Genomic DNA, 17395 nt, shown 5'->3' on the forward strand with positions numbered 1-17395 from the left:
GGCCTGTCAGACGAGCGGATGACGGAAGGAGGCGGAGTATGCGCCGGTGACGTGATGCTCGAGCTGCCGCTCGATGTCGCCGAGCAGGCTCGAGGCGCCGAAGCGGAACAGGTCCGGCTCGAGCCAGCGGCGTCCGAGTTCTTCCTTCATGAGAATGAGATAGCCAAGCGCGTCCTTCGCGGAGCTTACGCCGCCCGCCGGCTTGTAGCCGACGAAGTGGCCGGTTTTCTCATGGTAGTCGCGGATGGCGCGCACCATGGTCAGCGATACCGGCAGCGTCGCGTTCACGGCTTCCTTGCCGGTGGACGTCTTGATGAAATCCGACCCCGCCATCATGGCGACCATCGAGGCTTTGTAGACGTTGCGCAGCGTCTTGAGTTCGCCGGTCGCAAGGATCGATTTCATGTGCGCAGGCCCGCACGCCTTTCGGAATGCGGAAATCTCCGCGTAGAGCGCGTCCCAGTCCTGCATCAGCACGTGGCGCCGCGAGATTACGATGTCGATCTCGCTCGCCCCGGCCGCAACGGAGCTTTCGATCTCCCGGAGCCTGAGTTCGAGCGGAGACAGTCCGGCGGGAAATCCGGTCGAGACTGCCGCGACCGGGATACCGCTGCCCGAAAGGCAGCGCGTCGCCGGCCCGATCATGTCGTGGTAGACGCAGACCGCTCCGGTCGTGAGGCCCGCGTCCGACATTCCGAGTGCGTCGAGGATATCGGCGCGGATCGGCCGTTTCGCCTTCTCACAGAGCCGCCGCACGCGCCCTTCGGTGTCGTCGCCCGAGAGCGTCGTCAGGTCGATGCAGGCGACCGCCCGCAGGAGCCACGCGGCCTGGTGGTCCTTCTTGGGCCCGCGGCGCGTGACGAGGGTGCGGGTCCGCCGTTCAATGGCGGATGTGTTCGCCCGGGCGTCGTTGACCCAGCCGATATCCAACGCGGTGCCGGGATTGCGCGGCAGCTCATGGTGCTGCGTGAAAACAGCAGGTGAAGCTTCCACGACTTCACTTATGCCGGACATTTGTCGATTCCCCCTTCCAGTCAAAGCTGCTGCCGCCGATTGGCGCGCTCACCCCGAGGTGCGCAGCGATCGTTGCGGCGATGTCCGAGAAGTCTCTGAGGCCGATGCAGCCGGGTCGCGCAGCCGGTCCCGTGACGAGGATCGGCGTTCGCTCACGGGTGTGATCGGTGCCGCGCCACGTCGGATCGTTGCCGTGGTCGGCGGTGATGATGAGCAGGTCGTCCCGCCGAAGCTCGCCGAGGATCGCGGGCACCAGTGCGTCGAACGTCTCGAGGGCTGCGGCGTAGCCTGCGACGTTCCGTCGATGGCCGAATTCGCTGTCGAACTCCACGACGTTGGAAAAGACGAGCCCGCCTTCGGGAAGGTCCCGGATCGCCTCGGCCGTCGCGAGCGCCGTCCCCTCGATGCCGCTCGCCTTGCGGGACTGGGAAATGCCGCGCCCGGCGAAGATGTCGCTGATCTTGCCGACACCGATGACGCTGCGCCCCTCCGCCACGAGAGTGTCGAGAAGCGTCGGATCGAACGGCGGCATCGAGTAGTCGCGCCGGTTCGCCGTCCGCGTGAAGGATGGTGTTTCTCCGGTGAACGGCCGCGCGATGACCCGTCCGACCATGAGCGGATCGACGAGCTCGCGCGTCAGCACGCAAAGGTCGTAGAGCCGGTCGAGTCCGAAGTGGACCTCGTGGGCCGCGATCTGGACGACTGAATCGGCCGACGTGTAGAAGATCGGCTTGCCGCTTCTCGCGTGCTCGTCGCCAAGCTCCTCGATGATCCTGGTACCCGACCCGTGCCTGTTCCCGAGGACACCGGGCAGGCCGGCGCGTGCGACGATCTCCGCGATAAGCTCCGGCGGGAAGGCAGGCTCCTCGACCGGGAAGTAGTGGAAGTCCTTTCGGACCGGAGTTCCGGCGATTTCCCAATGGCCGGAGGTCGTATCCTTGCCGGGCGAGCGTTCGATCCCGACGCCCCATGTCCCGGTCTCGCTCACCGGCATCGCCGGCCGGCCGGAGGCGAGGTGCAGCGCGTCGAAAAGACCGAGGCGCGCCAGATGCGGCAGGTGCAGCGGCCCTTTCCGGCCACCCGGAATATCGGCGCGTCCCTCGTCCGCCGCCTGGACGATATGGCCGAGTGTGTTGGATCCTGCGTCGCCGTATCGGTGGGCGTCGTCGGCACCGCCGACGCCCACGGAATCGAGGACGATCAGAACAGCTCTGGTGTTGCTCATTTTGATTGGTTCAGTCGTTCATTCTCTGGAGGATGCTGCGGGCGAGGTGTTCGTCGATGATGAGCTCGGTGACGTGCCCGCTCCGCAGCACTCCGAGTGTCGCTTCCGTCTTGGTGTCGCCGCACACGATCGCGACGATGCGGCGGCCGGAGATCTCCCACGGGGCGATCCCGACGGCCTTGTCGCCGAGCTCCACCGAGACGAGCCGCCCCGCGAGGTTGAAAAAGCGGCCCATGAGGTCGCCGACCGCATCGGTTCCCACGAGTTCCTCGTACTCGGCCTCGGTGATGACCTGGTTGACGAAGAGATGGTCTTCGCGCCCGAGCGAGCCGATGCCGACCACGAAGAGATCGGCCGCTCGCGCCCTGTCCATCAGCTGCTGCACGCTGGGCTGTGACAGGAAAACGAGCTTTTCCTCTACGGTCGTCGCGAGATACGGCACGGGCAGGAAGTAGACGTCTCCCCGGATCTTCCGGCCCAGGAGCTGGCTCGGATCCATCCGGTTCGCGGCCAGCGATCGGGTCAGCGAGCCCGTGATCGAAACGGCCTCGAGGTCCGGCCGTTCGATGCTGGTCATCTCGGCGAAGCTCGCCGCGAGTGTGCGGCCGAGCCCGATGCCGACCGTCCTGACGGCTTCGTCGGAGAGGATGGCGGCGAGATAGGCCGCCGCTATCCGGCTGACGGGGCGCAGGACGTCGTCGAACTGGGCCGACAAGGAAACGTCCGTCGGAACGACGATACAGTGGTCAAGGCCGAACCGGTCGGCAAGGATGCCTTCCAACTCGACGCACTCGCCCGGCCGCTGACTGATGGTGATCTGCACGATCCGGTCCCGCTGCGCCTCGGCGATCAGGCGGGCGACGGTGGGCTGCGAGATCCTCAGCGTCTTCGCGATCTCGGACTGGCTTTTGCCGCCGATATAGTACATCCATGCGGCCTTGATGACCGAGTACTCGTGCCAGTTGCCGGACGTTTCCTTCATCTCGTCAGCTCCTCGGACATTTCGCCTCGTGGTTCTGGCCGCGCGGTTCAGAAACCGCGCAGGAAGCCGCGAATGAGCTTTTCGAGCTTCTTTGCACCGATCGGCGCGCTGGCCTTCGTGTGCTCGTGGCTGATGTGCTCGTTGCCAAGGCCGGCGGCCATGTTGGTGATGACCGAGACCGCGCAGGCCTTCATCCCGAGAAAGCGGGCGAGGATGACCTCAGGGACCGTCGACATGCCGACCGCGTCGGCGCCGAGGGTCTTCAGCGCGCGGATCTCGGCCGGCGTCTCGAAGTTCGGGCCGGAGTACCAGGCGTAGACGCCCTCCCGCAGAGCGATCCCTTCGGCGCGGGCGATCTCCTGCAGTCGCAGGCGGCTGGCGGGGTCGTAGGCATCGACCAGATTGACGAAGCGCGCGTCGGTCCCCTCGCCGATGAGCGGGCTGCGGCCCGAGAAGTTGATATGATCGGAGATCAGCATCAGTTCGCCCGGCGGAATCTCCGCGTGGAAGGACCCGCAGGCGTTCGTGGCGAAGAGTTGCTCCGCACCGAGGGCGGCGAGGACCTCGAGCGGAACGCGCATCGCGTCCGCCTGGCCCTTCTCGTAGAAGTGCGCCCTGCCGCCGAACACCGCGACATCAACGCCTTCGAGCTTGCCGATCACGAGCTTGGCCGTGTGGCCCGAAACGCCGGCGTGCGGGAACCCGGGCAGATCGGTGTAGTCGATCGCAACACCGTCGACGGCTTCCGTCAGGTGGCCGAGACCGGAGCCGAGGATGAAGCCGATGCGGACCTTTGGGGCGCCGAGACGGTCGTTGATGATCTTCAGGGAAGCTTCTGTGGTCATGTTAACGCTCTTTGACATAAGGGACTCCGCCCGCTGCGGGCGGCGTTGCCTTCCCGACGAACCCGGCGAGGATCACGACGGTCAGGATGTACGGCAGGGAGCTCTCGAGGAAATCGACGAGGGTCGCGAGGACGCGGCTGTCAACGTTGAGGTTACCCTGCACCTGATACCCGACGGCCTCGACGAAGCCGAAGAGCAGGCAGGCCCCGAGAGCCGGGTAGGGGCGCCATTTCGCGAAGATCAGGGCCGCCAGTGCGATGAAGCCGCGGTTCGCCGTCATGCCGTCGGTGTAGGCGGCAGCCTGCGCCGTCGCGAGATAGGCGCCGGCGACGCCGCAGAGCGCGCCGGCGATCAGCACGGCCGAATAGCGCAGCCTCGCGACGCTGATCCCGGCGGAATCCACCGCGTTCGGAGCTTCGCCGACTGCCCGAAGCCGCAGACCGAAGCGCGTCCGGTAGAGCACCCACCACGTCAACGGCACCGTTGCGAGCGCGAAGTAGACGATGACGCTCTGGCCCGAGACGACCTGCTGGTAGAAGCCGCCCAAGGCGTCGTGGAAGGGCAGCTCGATCCCCATGAAGCGCTGATCCGGGCCGAGCCCGGGCGTCTGCCCGCCGGTTCCGAACATTGTCTGGCTGAGGAGATAGGCGGTCCCGAGGGCGAGCATGTTGATCGCCGCGCCGGATATGAGCTGGTTTCCCCGCAGGGTGATCGCGGCGAGGCCCTGGATGAGCGCCAAGGCCGAAGACGCGAGCACCGCCACGCCAAGGGCGACCCAGACGTTTCCGACAACTGCTGCCGTGGCTGCCGACGCGAACGCCGCGATGAGCATCTTGCCGTCGAGACCAATGTCGATGATCCCCGAGCGCTCGGAGTAGAGGCCGGCAAGACACGCGAGCAGGATCGGGGTCGCCACGCGCAAGGTTGCGCCGAGGATCTGGATCAGGATATCGAAATCCATCGCTACGCCTTCCGCGACTGTTGAACGAACATGAAGATGCGCGCGAGCGGGATCCGAACGATGTTCTCCATCGCCCCGACGAAGAGGATGATGAGCGCCTGGATGATCACGATCATCTTCGAAGGGATCGCCGGCATCTCGAACGCCAGCTCCGCGCCGCCCTGGTAGAGAGCGCCGAACAGCAGTGCTGCGAGCGCCACGCCGAACGGGTGCGAGCGTCCCATGAGCGCGACGGCGATACCGGTAAAGCCCGCGCCTTCGACGAAACCGAGCACCAGCGAATGCTGCTGGCCGAGGACGGTGTTCGTCGCCATCAGGCCCGCAAGCCCGCCCGACAGCAGCATGACGAGCATGACGATCCGAAAGCCCGAGATACCCGCGTAGTCGGCGGCCTTCTCATTGTGGCCATAGGCGCGGATCTCGAAGCCGAGATGCGTGCGCCAGAGCAGCAACCAGACCACCGCACAGGCGGCGAGAGCGAAGAAGAACATGATATTCCCCTCCATCCTCTGCGCCTCGATCCCGATCCAGCCGAGGACTTCATCCAGCCGCGGCAGGTGTGCGCCCTCGTCGAAGGTGCGCGACTGCGGCGCGGCCGACCCGGCCGGCTTCAGGAAGTTTCCGAGCAGCGCCACCAGCAGACCGGCGGCGATGTAGTTGAACATGATGGTGGTGATGACGATGTGGCTGCCGCGCCGGACCTGCAGGTAGGCAGGAACCGCGGCCCAGGCGGCGCCGAAGAGGAACGCCACGAGGATCCCGAGCGGCAGCACGAGCAGCCAATGGGTCTCGCCAAGGGAGAGGCCGATCAGTGCCGCGCCGATGCCGGCGAACGTCGCTTGCCCCTCGCCGCCGATGTTGAACTGAGCGGCGTGAAACGCAACGGCCACGGCCAGCCCGGTGAACACGAAGTTCGTGAAGTAGAACAGCGTGAAGCCGAGATTGTAGGTGCTGCCGAACGCGCCGGTGATCATCACCCGGACGGCCGTCAGGGGGTTCTCCCCGATGGCCAGAACCACCAGCCCCGACACGACGAGCGCGAGCAGAACGCTCAGCAGTGGGACGAGGAAGCTGTCAGCCCATTTTGGAAGCTGTGACATTCTTGCCCTCCCGCTGGTCCACACCGGCCATCAACATGCCGAGATCGTTTTCGTCGGTCTCTTCGATGACGCGCTCGCCGGAGATCCGGCCGTCGAACATGACGATCACGCGGTCCGACAGCCCGAGGATCTCGTCGAGCTCCACCGACACGAGGAGAATGGCCTTGCCCTGGTCGCGCAGCGCCACGATCTCGCGGTGGATGTACTCGATCGCGCCGATGTCGACGCCGCGCGTGGGCTGGCCGATCAGGAGCAGGTCCGGGTTCTGACGGATTTCCCGCCCGAGGACGATCTTCTGCTGATTGCCGCCCGACAGGTTCGCGGTCTTGAGAAGCGGATCGTCCGGGCGCACGTCGAAGGTTTCGATCAGCTCGCGGGCCGCGTCCTTCATCCTGCCCGGCAGCGAGAACGGGCCGCTCGTGAAGGAAGGGCTGCGATGATAGCCGTAGCTCGCGTTTTCCCAGACTCCGAACGGCATGATGATGCCGTGACGGTGCCTGTCCTCCGGAACATGGCCGATCCCTTGCCGACGCCGCTCCGCCGCGCGTCCACCGCGCGAGACGTCGAGCGGCGCACCCTTCAGGAGGACCTCGCCGGCCGTGGCCGCTGCCGTGCCCCAGAGCACCTCGAGCAGCTCGGACTGTCCGTTGCCGGCGACGCCCGCCACCCCGAGGATCTCCCCCGCGCGAATGCCGAAGGAAATCGACTTCAGCCGTTCGGTGCCGTTCCGTGCGACCGTCAGGTCGCGGACGGAGAGGATCTCGGCGCCGGGTCTTGCCGGCGTCTTGTCCACCCTCAGCTCGACCGCGCGTCCCACCATCAGCTCGGCGAGCCGCGTCACGCTCATCTCGGACGTCGGGTGCGTCGCGGTCATTGCCCCGCGCCGCATCACGCTGACCGTGTCGGTGATCGACATGATCTCGCGCAGCTTGTGGGTGATGAAGATGATCGTCTTTCCCTGAGCCTTCAGGCTTTCGAGAATCCGGAACAGGTGGTCGGCCTCCGACGGCGTCAGGACACCCGTCGGCTCGTCGAGGATGAGGATTTCCGCCTGCCGGTAGAGCGCCTTCAGAATCTCGACGCGCTGCTGGAGCCCGACGGAGAGATCGCCCACGACCATGTCGGGATCGACCTCCAGCCCGTAGGTCTCCGCAAGCTCACCGAGGATCCCGCGCGCCTTTGCGGCCGAGCGCTGCAGACTCGCCCCCTCCTCGGCGCCGAGAATGACGTTCTCAAGCACGGTGAAAGGCTTCACCAGCATGAAATGCTGATGAACCATTCCGATCCCCGCCGCGATCGCGTCGTCCGAGTGGCGGATCGCCACTCGCTCTCCGTTGATCCTGATCTCTCCCCTGTCGGCCTGGTAGAAACCGTAGAGGATGGACATCAGGGTCGATTTCCCCGCGCCGTTCTCGCCCACGATCCCGTGGATCGTGCCCCTGGCCACCGCCATCGAGATGTCCCTGTTCGCGTGAACAGTGCCAAACGATTTGCTGATGCCACTAAGCTCGATCGCGAGTGGGGGAGAAGCCGGTTTGCCCCTAGCGCCAGCGACCACGTGCTGCGTCCTCAGAGGGGGCACGAGTCATCGGCGCGGTAGTCATGCACCGACACCTCGCCGGACACGATCTTTCGCTTCGCCGCTTCGATCGCGGCGGCCATCTCCGGGGTAATGAGAGATCTGTTGTCATCGTCGATCGCGACGTCGACGCCGCCCTCGGCGAGCCCGAGCGACTGGATGCCCGGCGTGAACGCGCCATTCTGTACGTCCATCATCGCCTGATAGACAGCCACGTCGACGCGCTTGAGCATCGAGGTCAGAACCTTGCCGGGGTGAACCCCGTTCTGGTTCTTGTCGACGCCGATCCCGAGAACGCCCGCGTCGGCGGCCGCCTGAAGCACACCGATGCCGGTGCCGCCCGCCGCGTGATAGATCACGTCGGCGCCGCGCCCGATCTGCGACTTCGCCAGCTCGCCGCCCTTTACCGGATCGCGCCACGCGGCGCTCGTGGTCCCGGTCATGTTCTCGAGGATCTCGACGTCCGCGTTGGTCGCCTTCGCTCCCTGCCGGTACCCGCAGGCGAACGCCTGAATCATCGGGATGTCCATGCCACCGACGAAACCGATCTTGTTCGACTTCGACGCCATGACTGCCATCAGCCCGGTCAGATACGAGCCCTCATGCTCCTTGAACGTCACCGATCGGACGTTTGGCAGATCGACGACGGAGTCGATCAGCACGAAACTTGTTTCCGGGTGCTCGGGCGCGACGGACTTCACCGCTTGCCCCCAGGAGAAGCCCGTCACGACGACGGGGTTGCGCCCCTGCTGGGCGAAGCGGCGCAGTGACTGCTCCCGCTGCGCGTCCGACTGCAACTCGAACTCGCGGTACTCGATCCCGGTCTCCTCGGCGAAGCGCTCGGCTCCGACATACGACGCCTCATTGAACGATTTGTCGTGCTTTCCGCCGAGGTCGTAGATCACCGCAGGCTGCGCGTCGGCAAAGGCGGCCGACGCTGAACCGGCGAGGGCGCCGGCAGTAAGAAAAGCGCGTGCGAGCTTCACAGTTTCCCCCCGTTTGATTAACTCACGTGTGATATATATGCGGAAGGTGAATTGAAATGCAAGTACGCACGTCCCGGAGCTTTGTTTCCAAATAATATCTATAATTCCGTGGGTTGCCGACCTTCGGCAATCACAACCTCTTTGGAGAAGCCCGGAGCCACAACAAGAATCCACCGACATACCCTTGTCATTCGTGACTGTTCGCTACCGCGGACCGGGCGCTCAGCGACGCATATTCAGGAATTGGCCTGGCAGGTTTGTGGGCGCCTCAGGGCTCGGCGCGCCGACAACATGCCGGGTGGCCAGCTCGGCCAATGGCGATCTTCAGCTTTGGCAGGCGGGATGCGTCCGATCGGTTCGATCAGTCGGCGGATGTTGACCGGTCGAGCCCTGCAGATCGCGTAGAGAAGCCCGGCGGACTTCGGGGCGCCGCCTCTGGAATGGGCGCCTAGTTAACACCTCGTCGCACGTCATGGCATTCAAGCGCAAACGGGATAACGGGTGCTTTGGCGGGTGTCCTAAACGCAGAATTTATTAGAAAACTTATGGACTAATGGCGGAGGGATGGGTCTGGCATCCAACATTCTCCAGACTAAGTCTTTGTTTTATAAAGCAATTAAAAGTTCCCAATACGCAGCGTCAGAGTACCCGCACTCAATCCCGCTTTTCCATGGGCAATGATCCTCCGAGGTCGATGCCTTCGACCCTGTCAAGCCAGCGATGCAAGAGCGCCCACGGGACTGCACGTCGCTTCTCCTCTGCCACAAGCGCATCTGACAGCTCCCCGATGAAGCGGCTTGGGCCGACGAACTTCGAAGCGACGGAAAGGGGGAGATCGTTTGCCGTCTCGATACCCTTGGCCAAGTCCCGGATAGATTCAATCGACAGATCGATCGCGAAGATGTCTCCGGAAACTGCGGTTGGGCTCGGAGAGAAGTTTCGGTCAGGGGCTGACCTTCGAAAAACTGCAGCAAGCAGAGCATTCAGTGTCTGCCCACCCCAAGTCAAAAGCGTTCCCCCGTTCAATTGCCAACGAGCCGGATCATACCCATTGAGACGTGCCAGCGCCCATATGATGCTACGGCTCGTTGGTAGAGCAGGCCCAGTAGCCTTGATCTTGGCGAGCGGGTGAGACCTTTTGGCATTATCTCCGAGGTAAGCCGCCCCATCGCCTCCCGCCAGCAGCCGTCGCATTGCACCGGCGTGGAACAGGGCGCCACCTGTGGTCGCTGCGTCCGCGTCACGGAATGCTGTGTCGCCAGTGCGGATATCGACGACGGAGCTACTAACCCCGCCGGCGATGACGGTATGGATCCTCCCCGCATCTCCCTCATCGATCAGCCGATCAGACGGCACGAGGGCCCCGCGCAAATCCACGAGACAGCCCGTCGCCAGCATGTCATCCACGACCCGAGTGTGCTCGGCTGTTCCGGCTTCGTCAGCCAAATGCTTCTCCATTAGGGAGCGGTCCTCACGAGTTGCGCGCCAGGCAAGGCTAAGTACCTGCTGAAACCGAACTGACGGGCGATCGTACTCATACACGTCGTCAAGGTCTCCACGGCGACCACAGTCCAGCAACGCCTGCATGAGCCGTTCGTCGTCGTCTGAGCTCCGGAACGCGACCACTCTGCAGGTCCCAGTTCGGCGGCTTCCGCGGCCTATCCGCTGTAGGAAGCCGTTAACGCTTCGCGGCATCTCGGCGAGTACGACGGTATCAACGTCTCCGATGTCGATCCCGATCTCCAACGTCGATGTGGCCACACAGACGCCAGATCGATCGCTTCGCATCTGTTCCTCTACGCGCTCCCGCTGACCGGCAGGCAAGGCCCCAAAATGGAGATGAACCGGCCACCGGGTGCCGGAGAGCTCCTCGTGAAGATGCGCCGCCATGGCGTGCGCACCATTGCGGGAATTTGTGAAGACGAGCACTTTCTCAGCGCCCGCCCTCTCGAGCCACCGGGCGAGCTGCCGGGCCTTAGCCCGGTCTGCTTGTCCGGGCTCCTCTACGACGACATCGACGAGCTCCAGATCGATTTCGCGCGGCGAGCCATGAGACAGTACCTTCGCGTCTTCGCCGAGCCAGAGCGCCGCAACTGCCGGCATGTCGTCTAGCGTCGCGGTCATTCCAACGATCTGAAAGTTGTCCCGAGGAGACCTTGGCGGCTTGGCCGGACTCCGGATACGAGAGATCACGTGCCGCAGTTGCTGGCCGCGCGCCTGACCATGCAGCAGATGAATTTCGTCCACTACCACCGATCGCACCGAATGCAGAAGTTCCGGGTGCCTAAGCTGCAGAGAGTCGAGCGCCTCCGGGGTCACCACGACGCAGAAGGCCCCTTCTGCGCGTGAGTACTCATGGCGGTCGCCAGTGTAGCGAGCAATCGTCCCGGGGTGCTTGATGCCCAAGTAGGTGACCAGACGCTCGTAGAGGTCATTTACGAGCGCCTTGGTCGGCGCCACATAGATCGTGGACAAAGCCCCGCGTCGGAAACTAACATGCCGCTGATAGAGCGGCGCGACGGCCGCTTCCGTCTTGCCAGAAGCCGTCGGCGCGGCGAACAGCACGTTTTGACCACGAACGATCTCCGGCATCACGGACGCTTGGCCCGGATATGGCTGCCGTCCGGCGAAGAATATCGGAAAGGCGTCCGGCATCATACGCGCCAGTTCGGCTCGGCTGTTACTCATCCCAGGGCATCACCTCCCCTGAAATTTGCTTGGCTGCGTCATCAACAATCGCGAGTAGCTCATTATGCCCTACGGCCGCTGACTGGCTCAGCAGCACCGCGGCCGGAAGACCGGCCATCTTCGTCCAGTTCCGAAGCAACTTCTCGGTATCTGGTATCTGCTCGAACCGCTCCCTCAGCACGGCAGCAATCTGCGCGCACAAGTCTGGATCCGAAAGCAAGTCCACTTTTGGCCCAAGGTGGCTTGAGGCCTCGGTCAAGAAACGGATTGCCCATGCCTCGTAATCAGCAGCACTCGGTGGAGCGAGGTGCACGACCTCATCCGGCGAGTGAATAAGCACGCTCATCTCACCAGCCTTTCTCTCGAGGTCTTGCGTGTCCTCACCCTCAGTCAAGCCGACGAACAAACCGAAGTGCGGGCCTTCTCGCCAGAACGGCGGAACTCCCGTCATGTCGTAATCACAATTTGGATCCTGAAGGTCTTTTCGAGGGGGATGCGCACATCGCGCTAGCACATCGAAGAAATTGTTCGCCCGAAGGTACCGATTGATTGAATAAGTCCTGACGTGCTCCGCTTCATCGATGATCAAGGCCAAGCCCCGATATCCCAACGCCTTCAGCACTTCGTGCAGAACGACCAAGTGAAACGCATAGATGAGTCCGGTGTCTTTGGTCTGTGGCATCGTCGGGATTTTCCCCCGGTAGCCCTCCCGCCACGTGACCTTCCTTATTGCACTAATGAGCTTGACCTGTCCGGCCAGCCAGTTGACCGCGGAGACATACTCAAGGTCGTCGCGGCGATGCGCAAGAAACTGTAGCGCTTCGATGCCGTTCCCAAACCACTGCGACGCCTTCAGATACTTCAGCGACCGCACGTCCATCCACTTATCTCGAATCTCTTTGATGAGATCGAAGAAGTCCTCGTTCCGGCTGCCATCGCTGCGCATCGGGAACTCCAGGCCCGTGATAAGTTCTTGGTAGACCGAGAACGGCTTGGCCGGATCGGCAGCTTTTGGGTCGAGCTCGATCGATGCCGTTGCCCACCCCTCACGCAGCGCGATAGCTCTCACAAGCCTCAGGTGGTGGGATTTGCCTGAGCCATAGTAACCCATGAAGATACGAGACGCGCCGCTGCGAAGAGCATCAACAAGGATACTGCGCACATTGGCGGAGATTTGGTCCCCACCTATCGTCAGCTTGATCAGTTGGTCGGGGTTCGATGGCACCACGCCCAGATTGACCGCCTCGAACGATTGCCTGAAGGCCAAGTCGGTGCCTTCTCGTACTGGCGCCGAATTTATGACCGGACTACTGCCGTTCGGACGAGGCAGCAGCTCTCCAACCTCGACATCGAACGTCTCTCCGAAGAACTCAACGGTAGCCGTCTCGCCGAGCAGAGCGAGAACTTGGCCGATGCCGAATTCCTCGTGCTCAACTTGATCACCAGGCTTGATCACGCGTCCTCCCCCTCCAGAGGAGGTTCGTTGTCGTTCACAAAGTCGCTAGCCTGCTCATTGTTGATTGCGCGTTGAGCCTCGCGTTGGCCATTCAAGAAGCGACAGTACTGGTAAACGAAGAAGCGCGGTTTCGGCGTTTCAAAGAGGCGATCCTTCTGCGCCTCGACAATTGCTTTCATGTTCGATTTCTGCAGACCCTCATCCCATTCAAGATGGTATGCTTTGGCAAAGACCGCGAGAAGTCGGTCGCCAATCTGAAATATAACATTCTCAGAGTTGGCTTCTTCGATGTTGATCAGGGGCACCAGCGGACTTCCACGCGAAAATGCGACCGTCCCGATACGATCCTGGAGAGCTCGATATTTACTGATGTGCTCTGACCGGAAGTCAGGTGTCGCAGCGTACAAGAACATTACGCCGCCGAACTCGCCTTCGGCGTTTTGGTTGATCATTGTAAGGAGGTTCTCGATGGCTTGCTTCTGCTTGGCAGATCCTCTCCTAAAGGAAGACGTGCGGGTCCCTTCATCGAAGGCGATCAGAAATCCGCGGTAAGCCATCCGTGTGCGAAGGAACGCGATGACCGTCTTCAAGCGTCGGAAGGCGTTGTCATCTCGTACCGGTTCGAAGAGGCCAAGCGCCTTCAGCGCAGTCGAGCGGACGTTGTCGCCCCTGATCCATGAGATCAGTTCGCTATCTGCCACCGCTTCTGTGGCACCGCAGTTGGTTTTCAGGAGACGCTTGCTCAGCGCCGTCAACGCCGACGCCATCTGCGTATCCGGCGCTCCCTTCCACAGACCGCCGAGTTGCCCCTCAATCTGCCGCTGGACCAGATCAGGGACATCGTCACCTGGCTCAACGCCAAGTTGCCGTATTCGTGTACTGACCCAACTGTCGATCAGGATCTCGATACCCTTTGCGTCTCCGGTATCGGCGTCAGCCGGCGGCTGGAACGACTCCATGATGGCGCGGAAGATGGCAGCCGGCGAATTAAACGGGCACTCGGCGCCGACGGTTACGAGGGCAGTCACGACGTCGTTTTCGGAGGCTCGCTGAGCCAGACTGTTAATGAACTGCGTTTTTCCGCTTCCATAATCGCCCTCGAGGTACTTGAAGCAGCCAATGCCGTCCGCGAGGTCGCCGCGGAAATAGTTTTGATCGAGTGCATCAATAATTGGTTCAGTGCCAACATTGATGAAGTAGGAGTCGCGCCCGGGTGCAATTGGGGCATTCAGAAGCTTTTGGATCAAGCGACGGGCATCGACCTTCGATATGGCAATGATCATCGTGTCATACCCATTATTTTCCCACGCGCCGGATATAGATCATCGATCGCACGATGGTGCCTTCGGTATTTCCGGGAACGAAAAAGGCACGTGACTTTGATCCGTGTGCTTGATTGAGAGTTGCAGGCACGAGTTCAAAGTTGGGGCCAGATGCGCTATCGCGATTTTGACGCCAATTTATCAGGTTGATGATAAAAACAGCCTCGGGTACGTCCTCGAAGTTTCTTCGCGCCGGGCTGTTCCAGAAGCGGTCATCCTGCACAGCAACCTTGAAGAGACGTGCCACTTCCGCGATCAGTACGTTCTCGTCTTCGTTGAAGTGTCGCGCCATTCCCCAGGCGAGCGAAAGCCGATCCAGAAAACGATCGACAGGCATCGTCCACTTCTCGACGATGCGTTCAGAAGCTTCGTAGGCTCTTACTACGTATTCGACATCCGCCGGAATCTTCGAAGTCATGGCGTAGTGTGGCGTCATCGACCATGACCAACTTAAGCCACTCTTGTCTGGCACCAATACAAAACGGTCAGCAAAGAAGTGATTGTCTTTGTTACCCGTGGTCACCCCTTCGAGTTGGCGGAGTACCTGCAGAGCGAAACGCCTTCGGTTCTCGGGATGCCGCATATGGTCTGCATGCTCGTCGACAGCCCTTTGAGCCGCCTCCATTTCACGTTGAATTCCAGGATTCTTCGTTGCATCTTCCGGGAGCGACAAGGCAAGCAACTCTTGCTGTCGTTCAATTGTAGCTGGAGGGAGATCAAGTCCCTCTGCACGAGTCTTCCCTTGACCAAGAATACGCGGCAAGCGCGCTGCGAGAATTCCCTTTGCGTTTGCAAGAAGCCCATTCTTCTCAACGTATCTTTCAAGTTCTGGGAAGAGTTGGGCGTCGGCTGTGTCTGACATTGTTCTGCGTTCTGTCAGGACTGAGTCACATCGAAGAGTGACTTGTCCATTTTGCGGAGCAGCGGCGGATATTCGCTGCAGATCAGGGCCAAACGGCGCGCAGGCCGGGAAAGCGCGACATACGCCCGGTTCAAAGTGAAATTCAGCGCTGCGCTCTCGACGCCTTCCAGGCCCAGCACGATGCATGCATCAAACTCGAGGCCCTTGATGCGCTCCACCGAGGACGTCAGCAGACCGTCGCCGGATGCAGCCCAAATCGGGGCAAGTGGAACATCGATGGCTGCCAGTTCCTCGCGCAGAGCGTTCAGCGCCGGCTGATCCTCGTTGATCTGTAGAAGAGCGATACTCGATACCACATCAGATCGGCGTAGAACCGCGACAAGCTGCTTTATGCGGCGAGCATGGTCCTGGTAAGGCGCCACAATGAGCTGGGGTTTCTTGTCCTCCAGCGAGCTGTTCGCGTCAAAAGTCGGCCTTTCTCGAAAGGCTACCTCGTAGAAGCCCTGCAGGAAGCGACCGATCTGTTTGCTCTGCCTCATGTTCCGGGCGAATGGATAGATCTGCTCGGCACCTTTGCCTCGCAGGGAGCGCCCGATGTGAAGTGCTTCGGCGTTGCGCATGCCCTGAACGGGACTCACGATTTGCCGGAAATCTGCGGAAACGGTCAGTGCGCCGTCGGGGTCTACGAGCGAGCCGAGGAGCGACGCCTCCGCCACCGTAAGGTCCTGAGCCTCGTCAATGGCGACGTGCGTCCACCGATCGCCGTCAACTGTGGCCGGGCCCAGCGCCGAAGGCATCTCTCTGAATCGACCTTGTGGCTCCAACTCTGCCGGCAGAGAAAAGCGAAGAAGCCAGGCGATCCACGCAACATCCTCGGGGCCGTAGGTCCGATCATTCCATTCACGTTGAGCGGTGGCGAGGACCTCAGCTTCGTTCACGCGCCCTCCGGTGCCGCGCCTCATCCGGTGTGCCGCCTCTGACTCTCTTGTTCCGAGGTAGCCCGCGATGGCGATCAGCGGGTCGTACACCCAGTACAGCCATTGCTGGAATGCTTCATCAAACTGACGACGCTCGGCTGAGTTCATGCGATCGCGCGCATCAGCGTACGGCTGCGACACCTTTGAGAATACCGCTGCCATGGAAAGAGCGGACGACGCCGGATCACGCCCCATATTGGCGGTCTCTGCCGAGCGCCGTAGGGCCGATGCCAGTGTTGCGAGCTGGGTCGCTGCACCTGGGGCCAAGGTCGACCATTTGGCATCCGCTCCATGCTGCAGGCGTTCCGCCACTTGATGCTCGTAGAGCTCCCAAAGGCGAACGAGGTCGTGCTGATCGGAAAGCCCCGGGATGGCGCTTCTCGCCGCGATCTCCAATTGGGAGAGCCTCCTTTGCCGCGGGCGCGCGTTGTGCTTATACAGCCAGACCTGATCGACATAGTTGCTGATAAAGTCGCTGACGCCTGCAACGACAGATGCAGGGATCGCCAGCTGCTTGCTCAGGAGAGTCTTTGCCTGACCAGCCAGATTTTCATTTGCCAGGAAAACGCGAGTGAGGTGTGGCGCGTACTTCACCAGCCGACCTCCGTCGTCGCGCTGGTCCTGCTGATCAAAGAGAAAGCGGATCCGCTGAAACGCGACGGTCGTCTTTCCTGATCCCGGTGCGCCAGTCACGATCATGAGGCCGCTCATCCGCGATACGAAGGCCTGCACCTGATCCTTCGTCATCTCCAGCTTGACGGCCTTCAACCCGGTCTTGGGCTGCACAGCACGCTTGGGACGCACTGCACCACCAGGCTGGTAGACTGCCGACATCTGTGGCAGCGCAGCGTCGAAGCGCGCCTTAGCCAGCGGTTCAACGCTACGAAGCTTGAAGCCACTTGCCTTCACGTCTCGGAAGTCGCCGAGGTCTGTGGATAGGGCCAGCTGGATGCCCGGATGCGTCCAGGACAGAACGGCAATGTTGGAAGACCCATCCCGAAATACTTCATTCACTGAGGATTCGACGTTCGCATACCAGAGCTGCTCTTTCTCGATGACCTCACCACGCTCGCCCACCACCTCGGTGCAGACTTCGACCATGGCTTGGAATGGGTCCGAAATGATCGCTTCGAGGGCAGCGAGCCGCTTATCTGCATAGTCCCTGCGGCCCAGATCATGTTCGGTGGTGCCGTCCAGCCCACTTCCAGAGAGCACGGGCGCTCGAAACTGGGCGAGCTCATGCTGCGCGCATCGAACTGCTGCTAGCGCGTTCGCCTGGTCACGTGAAATTCGCTTGTTCAAGTCTCCGTGCTCAATCGGTGCGTTCATGGCCACCCTCATCAATCCCGACCAGGGTATGCGTTTTGCGTATCTCATTTCTTGACAAGCAGGCCTGAT

The 17395-nt window shown here is 61.9% G+C and carries 13 protein-coding genes; all 13 read right to left on the reverse strand.

Annotation, left to right across the window (positions count from 1 at the left end; translation table 11 throughout):
* Positions 1-6 precede the first annotated feature (6 nt).
* A complete protein-coding gene (deoC, locus tag HNP73_RS16515) occupies positions 7-1014 on the reverse strand; it encodes a deoxyribose-phosphate aldolase (RefSeq protein WP_184152128.1) in 1008 nt (335 codons plus the stop codon).
* Positions 998-2239, reverse strand: a complete 1242-nt coding sequence (locus HNP73_RS16520; protein ID WP_184152131.1) for a phosphopentomutase — start codon at positions 2237-2239, stop codon at positions 998-1000. The genes deoC and HNP73_RS16520 overlap by 17 nt, the downstream gene beginning before the upstream one ends.
* Positions 2240-2249: 10 nt before the next feature.
* On the reverse strand, positions 2250-3221 hold the full coding sequence (locus HNP73_RS16525; RefSeq protein WP_184152134.1) for a sugar-binding transcriptional regulator: 972 nt from the start codon (positions 3219-3221) through the stop codon (positions 2250-2252).
* A 47-nt stretch (positions 3222-3268) separates the two neighbouring features.
* Positions 3269-4084 carry a purine-nucleoside phosphorylase gene (locus tag HNP73_RS16530; RefSeq protein ID WP_425486640.1) on the reverse strand — a complete coding sequence of 272 codons (816 nt, stop codon included), beginning with the start codon at positions 4082-4084 and terminating at the stop codon, positions 3269-3271.
* A complete protein-coding gene (locus HNP73_RS16535; protein WP_184152139.1) occupies positions 4068-5027 on the reverse strand; it encodes an ABC transporter permease in 960 nt (319 codons plus the stop codon). Before HNP73_RS16535 ends, HNP73_RS16530 begins: the two co-directional genes overlap by 17 nt.
* Positions 5028-5029: 2 nt before the next feature.
* Complete coding sequence (locus tag HNP73_RS16540; protein ID WP_184152142.1) at positions 5030-6127, reverse strand: ABC transporter permease; 1098 nt, start codon at positions 6125-6127, stop codon at positions 5030-5032.
* Positions 6102-7580 (reverse strand): ATP-binding cassette domain-containing protein, encoded by a 1479-nt coding sequence (locus tag HNP73_RS16545; protein ID WP_184152145.1) that lies wholly within the window; start codon positions 7578-7580, stop codon positions 6102-6104. The genes HNP73_RS16540 and HNP73_RS16545 overlap by 26 nt, the downstream gene beginning before the upstream one ends.
* 116 nt (positions 7581-7696) lie before the next feature.
* Positions 7697-8692 carry a BMP family lipoprotein gene (locus tag HNP73_RS16550; protein ID WP_343063351.1) on the reverse strand — a complete coding sequence of 332 codons (996 nt, stop codon included), beginning with the start codon at positions 8690-8692 and terminating at the stop codon, positions 7697-7699.
* Positions 8693-9346: 654 nt separating this feature from the next.
* Positions 9347-11380: a DEAD/DEAH box helicase gene (locus HNP73_RS16555; RefSeq protein WP_343063352.1), complete on the reverse strand. Its 2034-nt coding sequence runs from the start codon at positions 11378-11380 to the stop codon at positions 9347-9349.
* A complete protein-coding gene (locus tag HNP73_RS16560) occupies positions 11373-12836 on the reverse strand; it encodes a BREX system ATP-binding domain-containing protein (RefSeq protein WP_184152154.1) in 1464 nt (487 codons plus the stop codon). Before HNP73_RS16560 ends, HNP73_RS16555 begins: the two co-directional genes overlap by 8 nt.
* Positions 12833-14119, reverse strand: a complete 1287-nt coding sequence (locus HNP73_RS16565; RefSeq protein ID WP_184152157.1) for a BREX system ATP-binding domain-containing protein — start codon at positions 14117-14119, stop codon at positions 12833-12835. Before HNP73_RS16565 ends, HNP73_RS16560 begins: the two co-directional genes overlap by 4 nt.
* A 13-nt stretch (positions 14120-14132) precedes the next feature.
* Positions 14133-15020, reverse strand: a complete 888-nt coding sequence (locus tag HNP73_RS16570) for a hypothetical protein (RefSeq protein WP_184152160.1) — start codon at positions 15018-15020, stop codon at positions 14133-14135.
* Positions 15021-15034: 14 nt separating this feature from the next.
* Positions 15035-17326 carry a helicase domain-containing protein gene (locus HNP73_RS16575; protein WP_184152163.1) on the reverse strand — a complete coding sequence of 764 codons (2292 nt, stop codon included), beginning with the start codon at positions 17324-17326 and terminating at the stop codon, positions 15035-15037.
* Positions 17327-17395: the final 69 nt, after the last annotated feature.

The sequence above is a fragment of the Amaricoccus macauensis genome, assembly GCF_014201905.1.
GTDB lineage: Bacteria > Pseudomonadota > Alphaproteobacteria > Rhodobacterales > Rhodobacteraceae > Amaricoccus > Amaricoccus macauensis.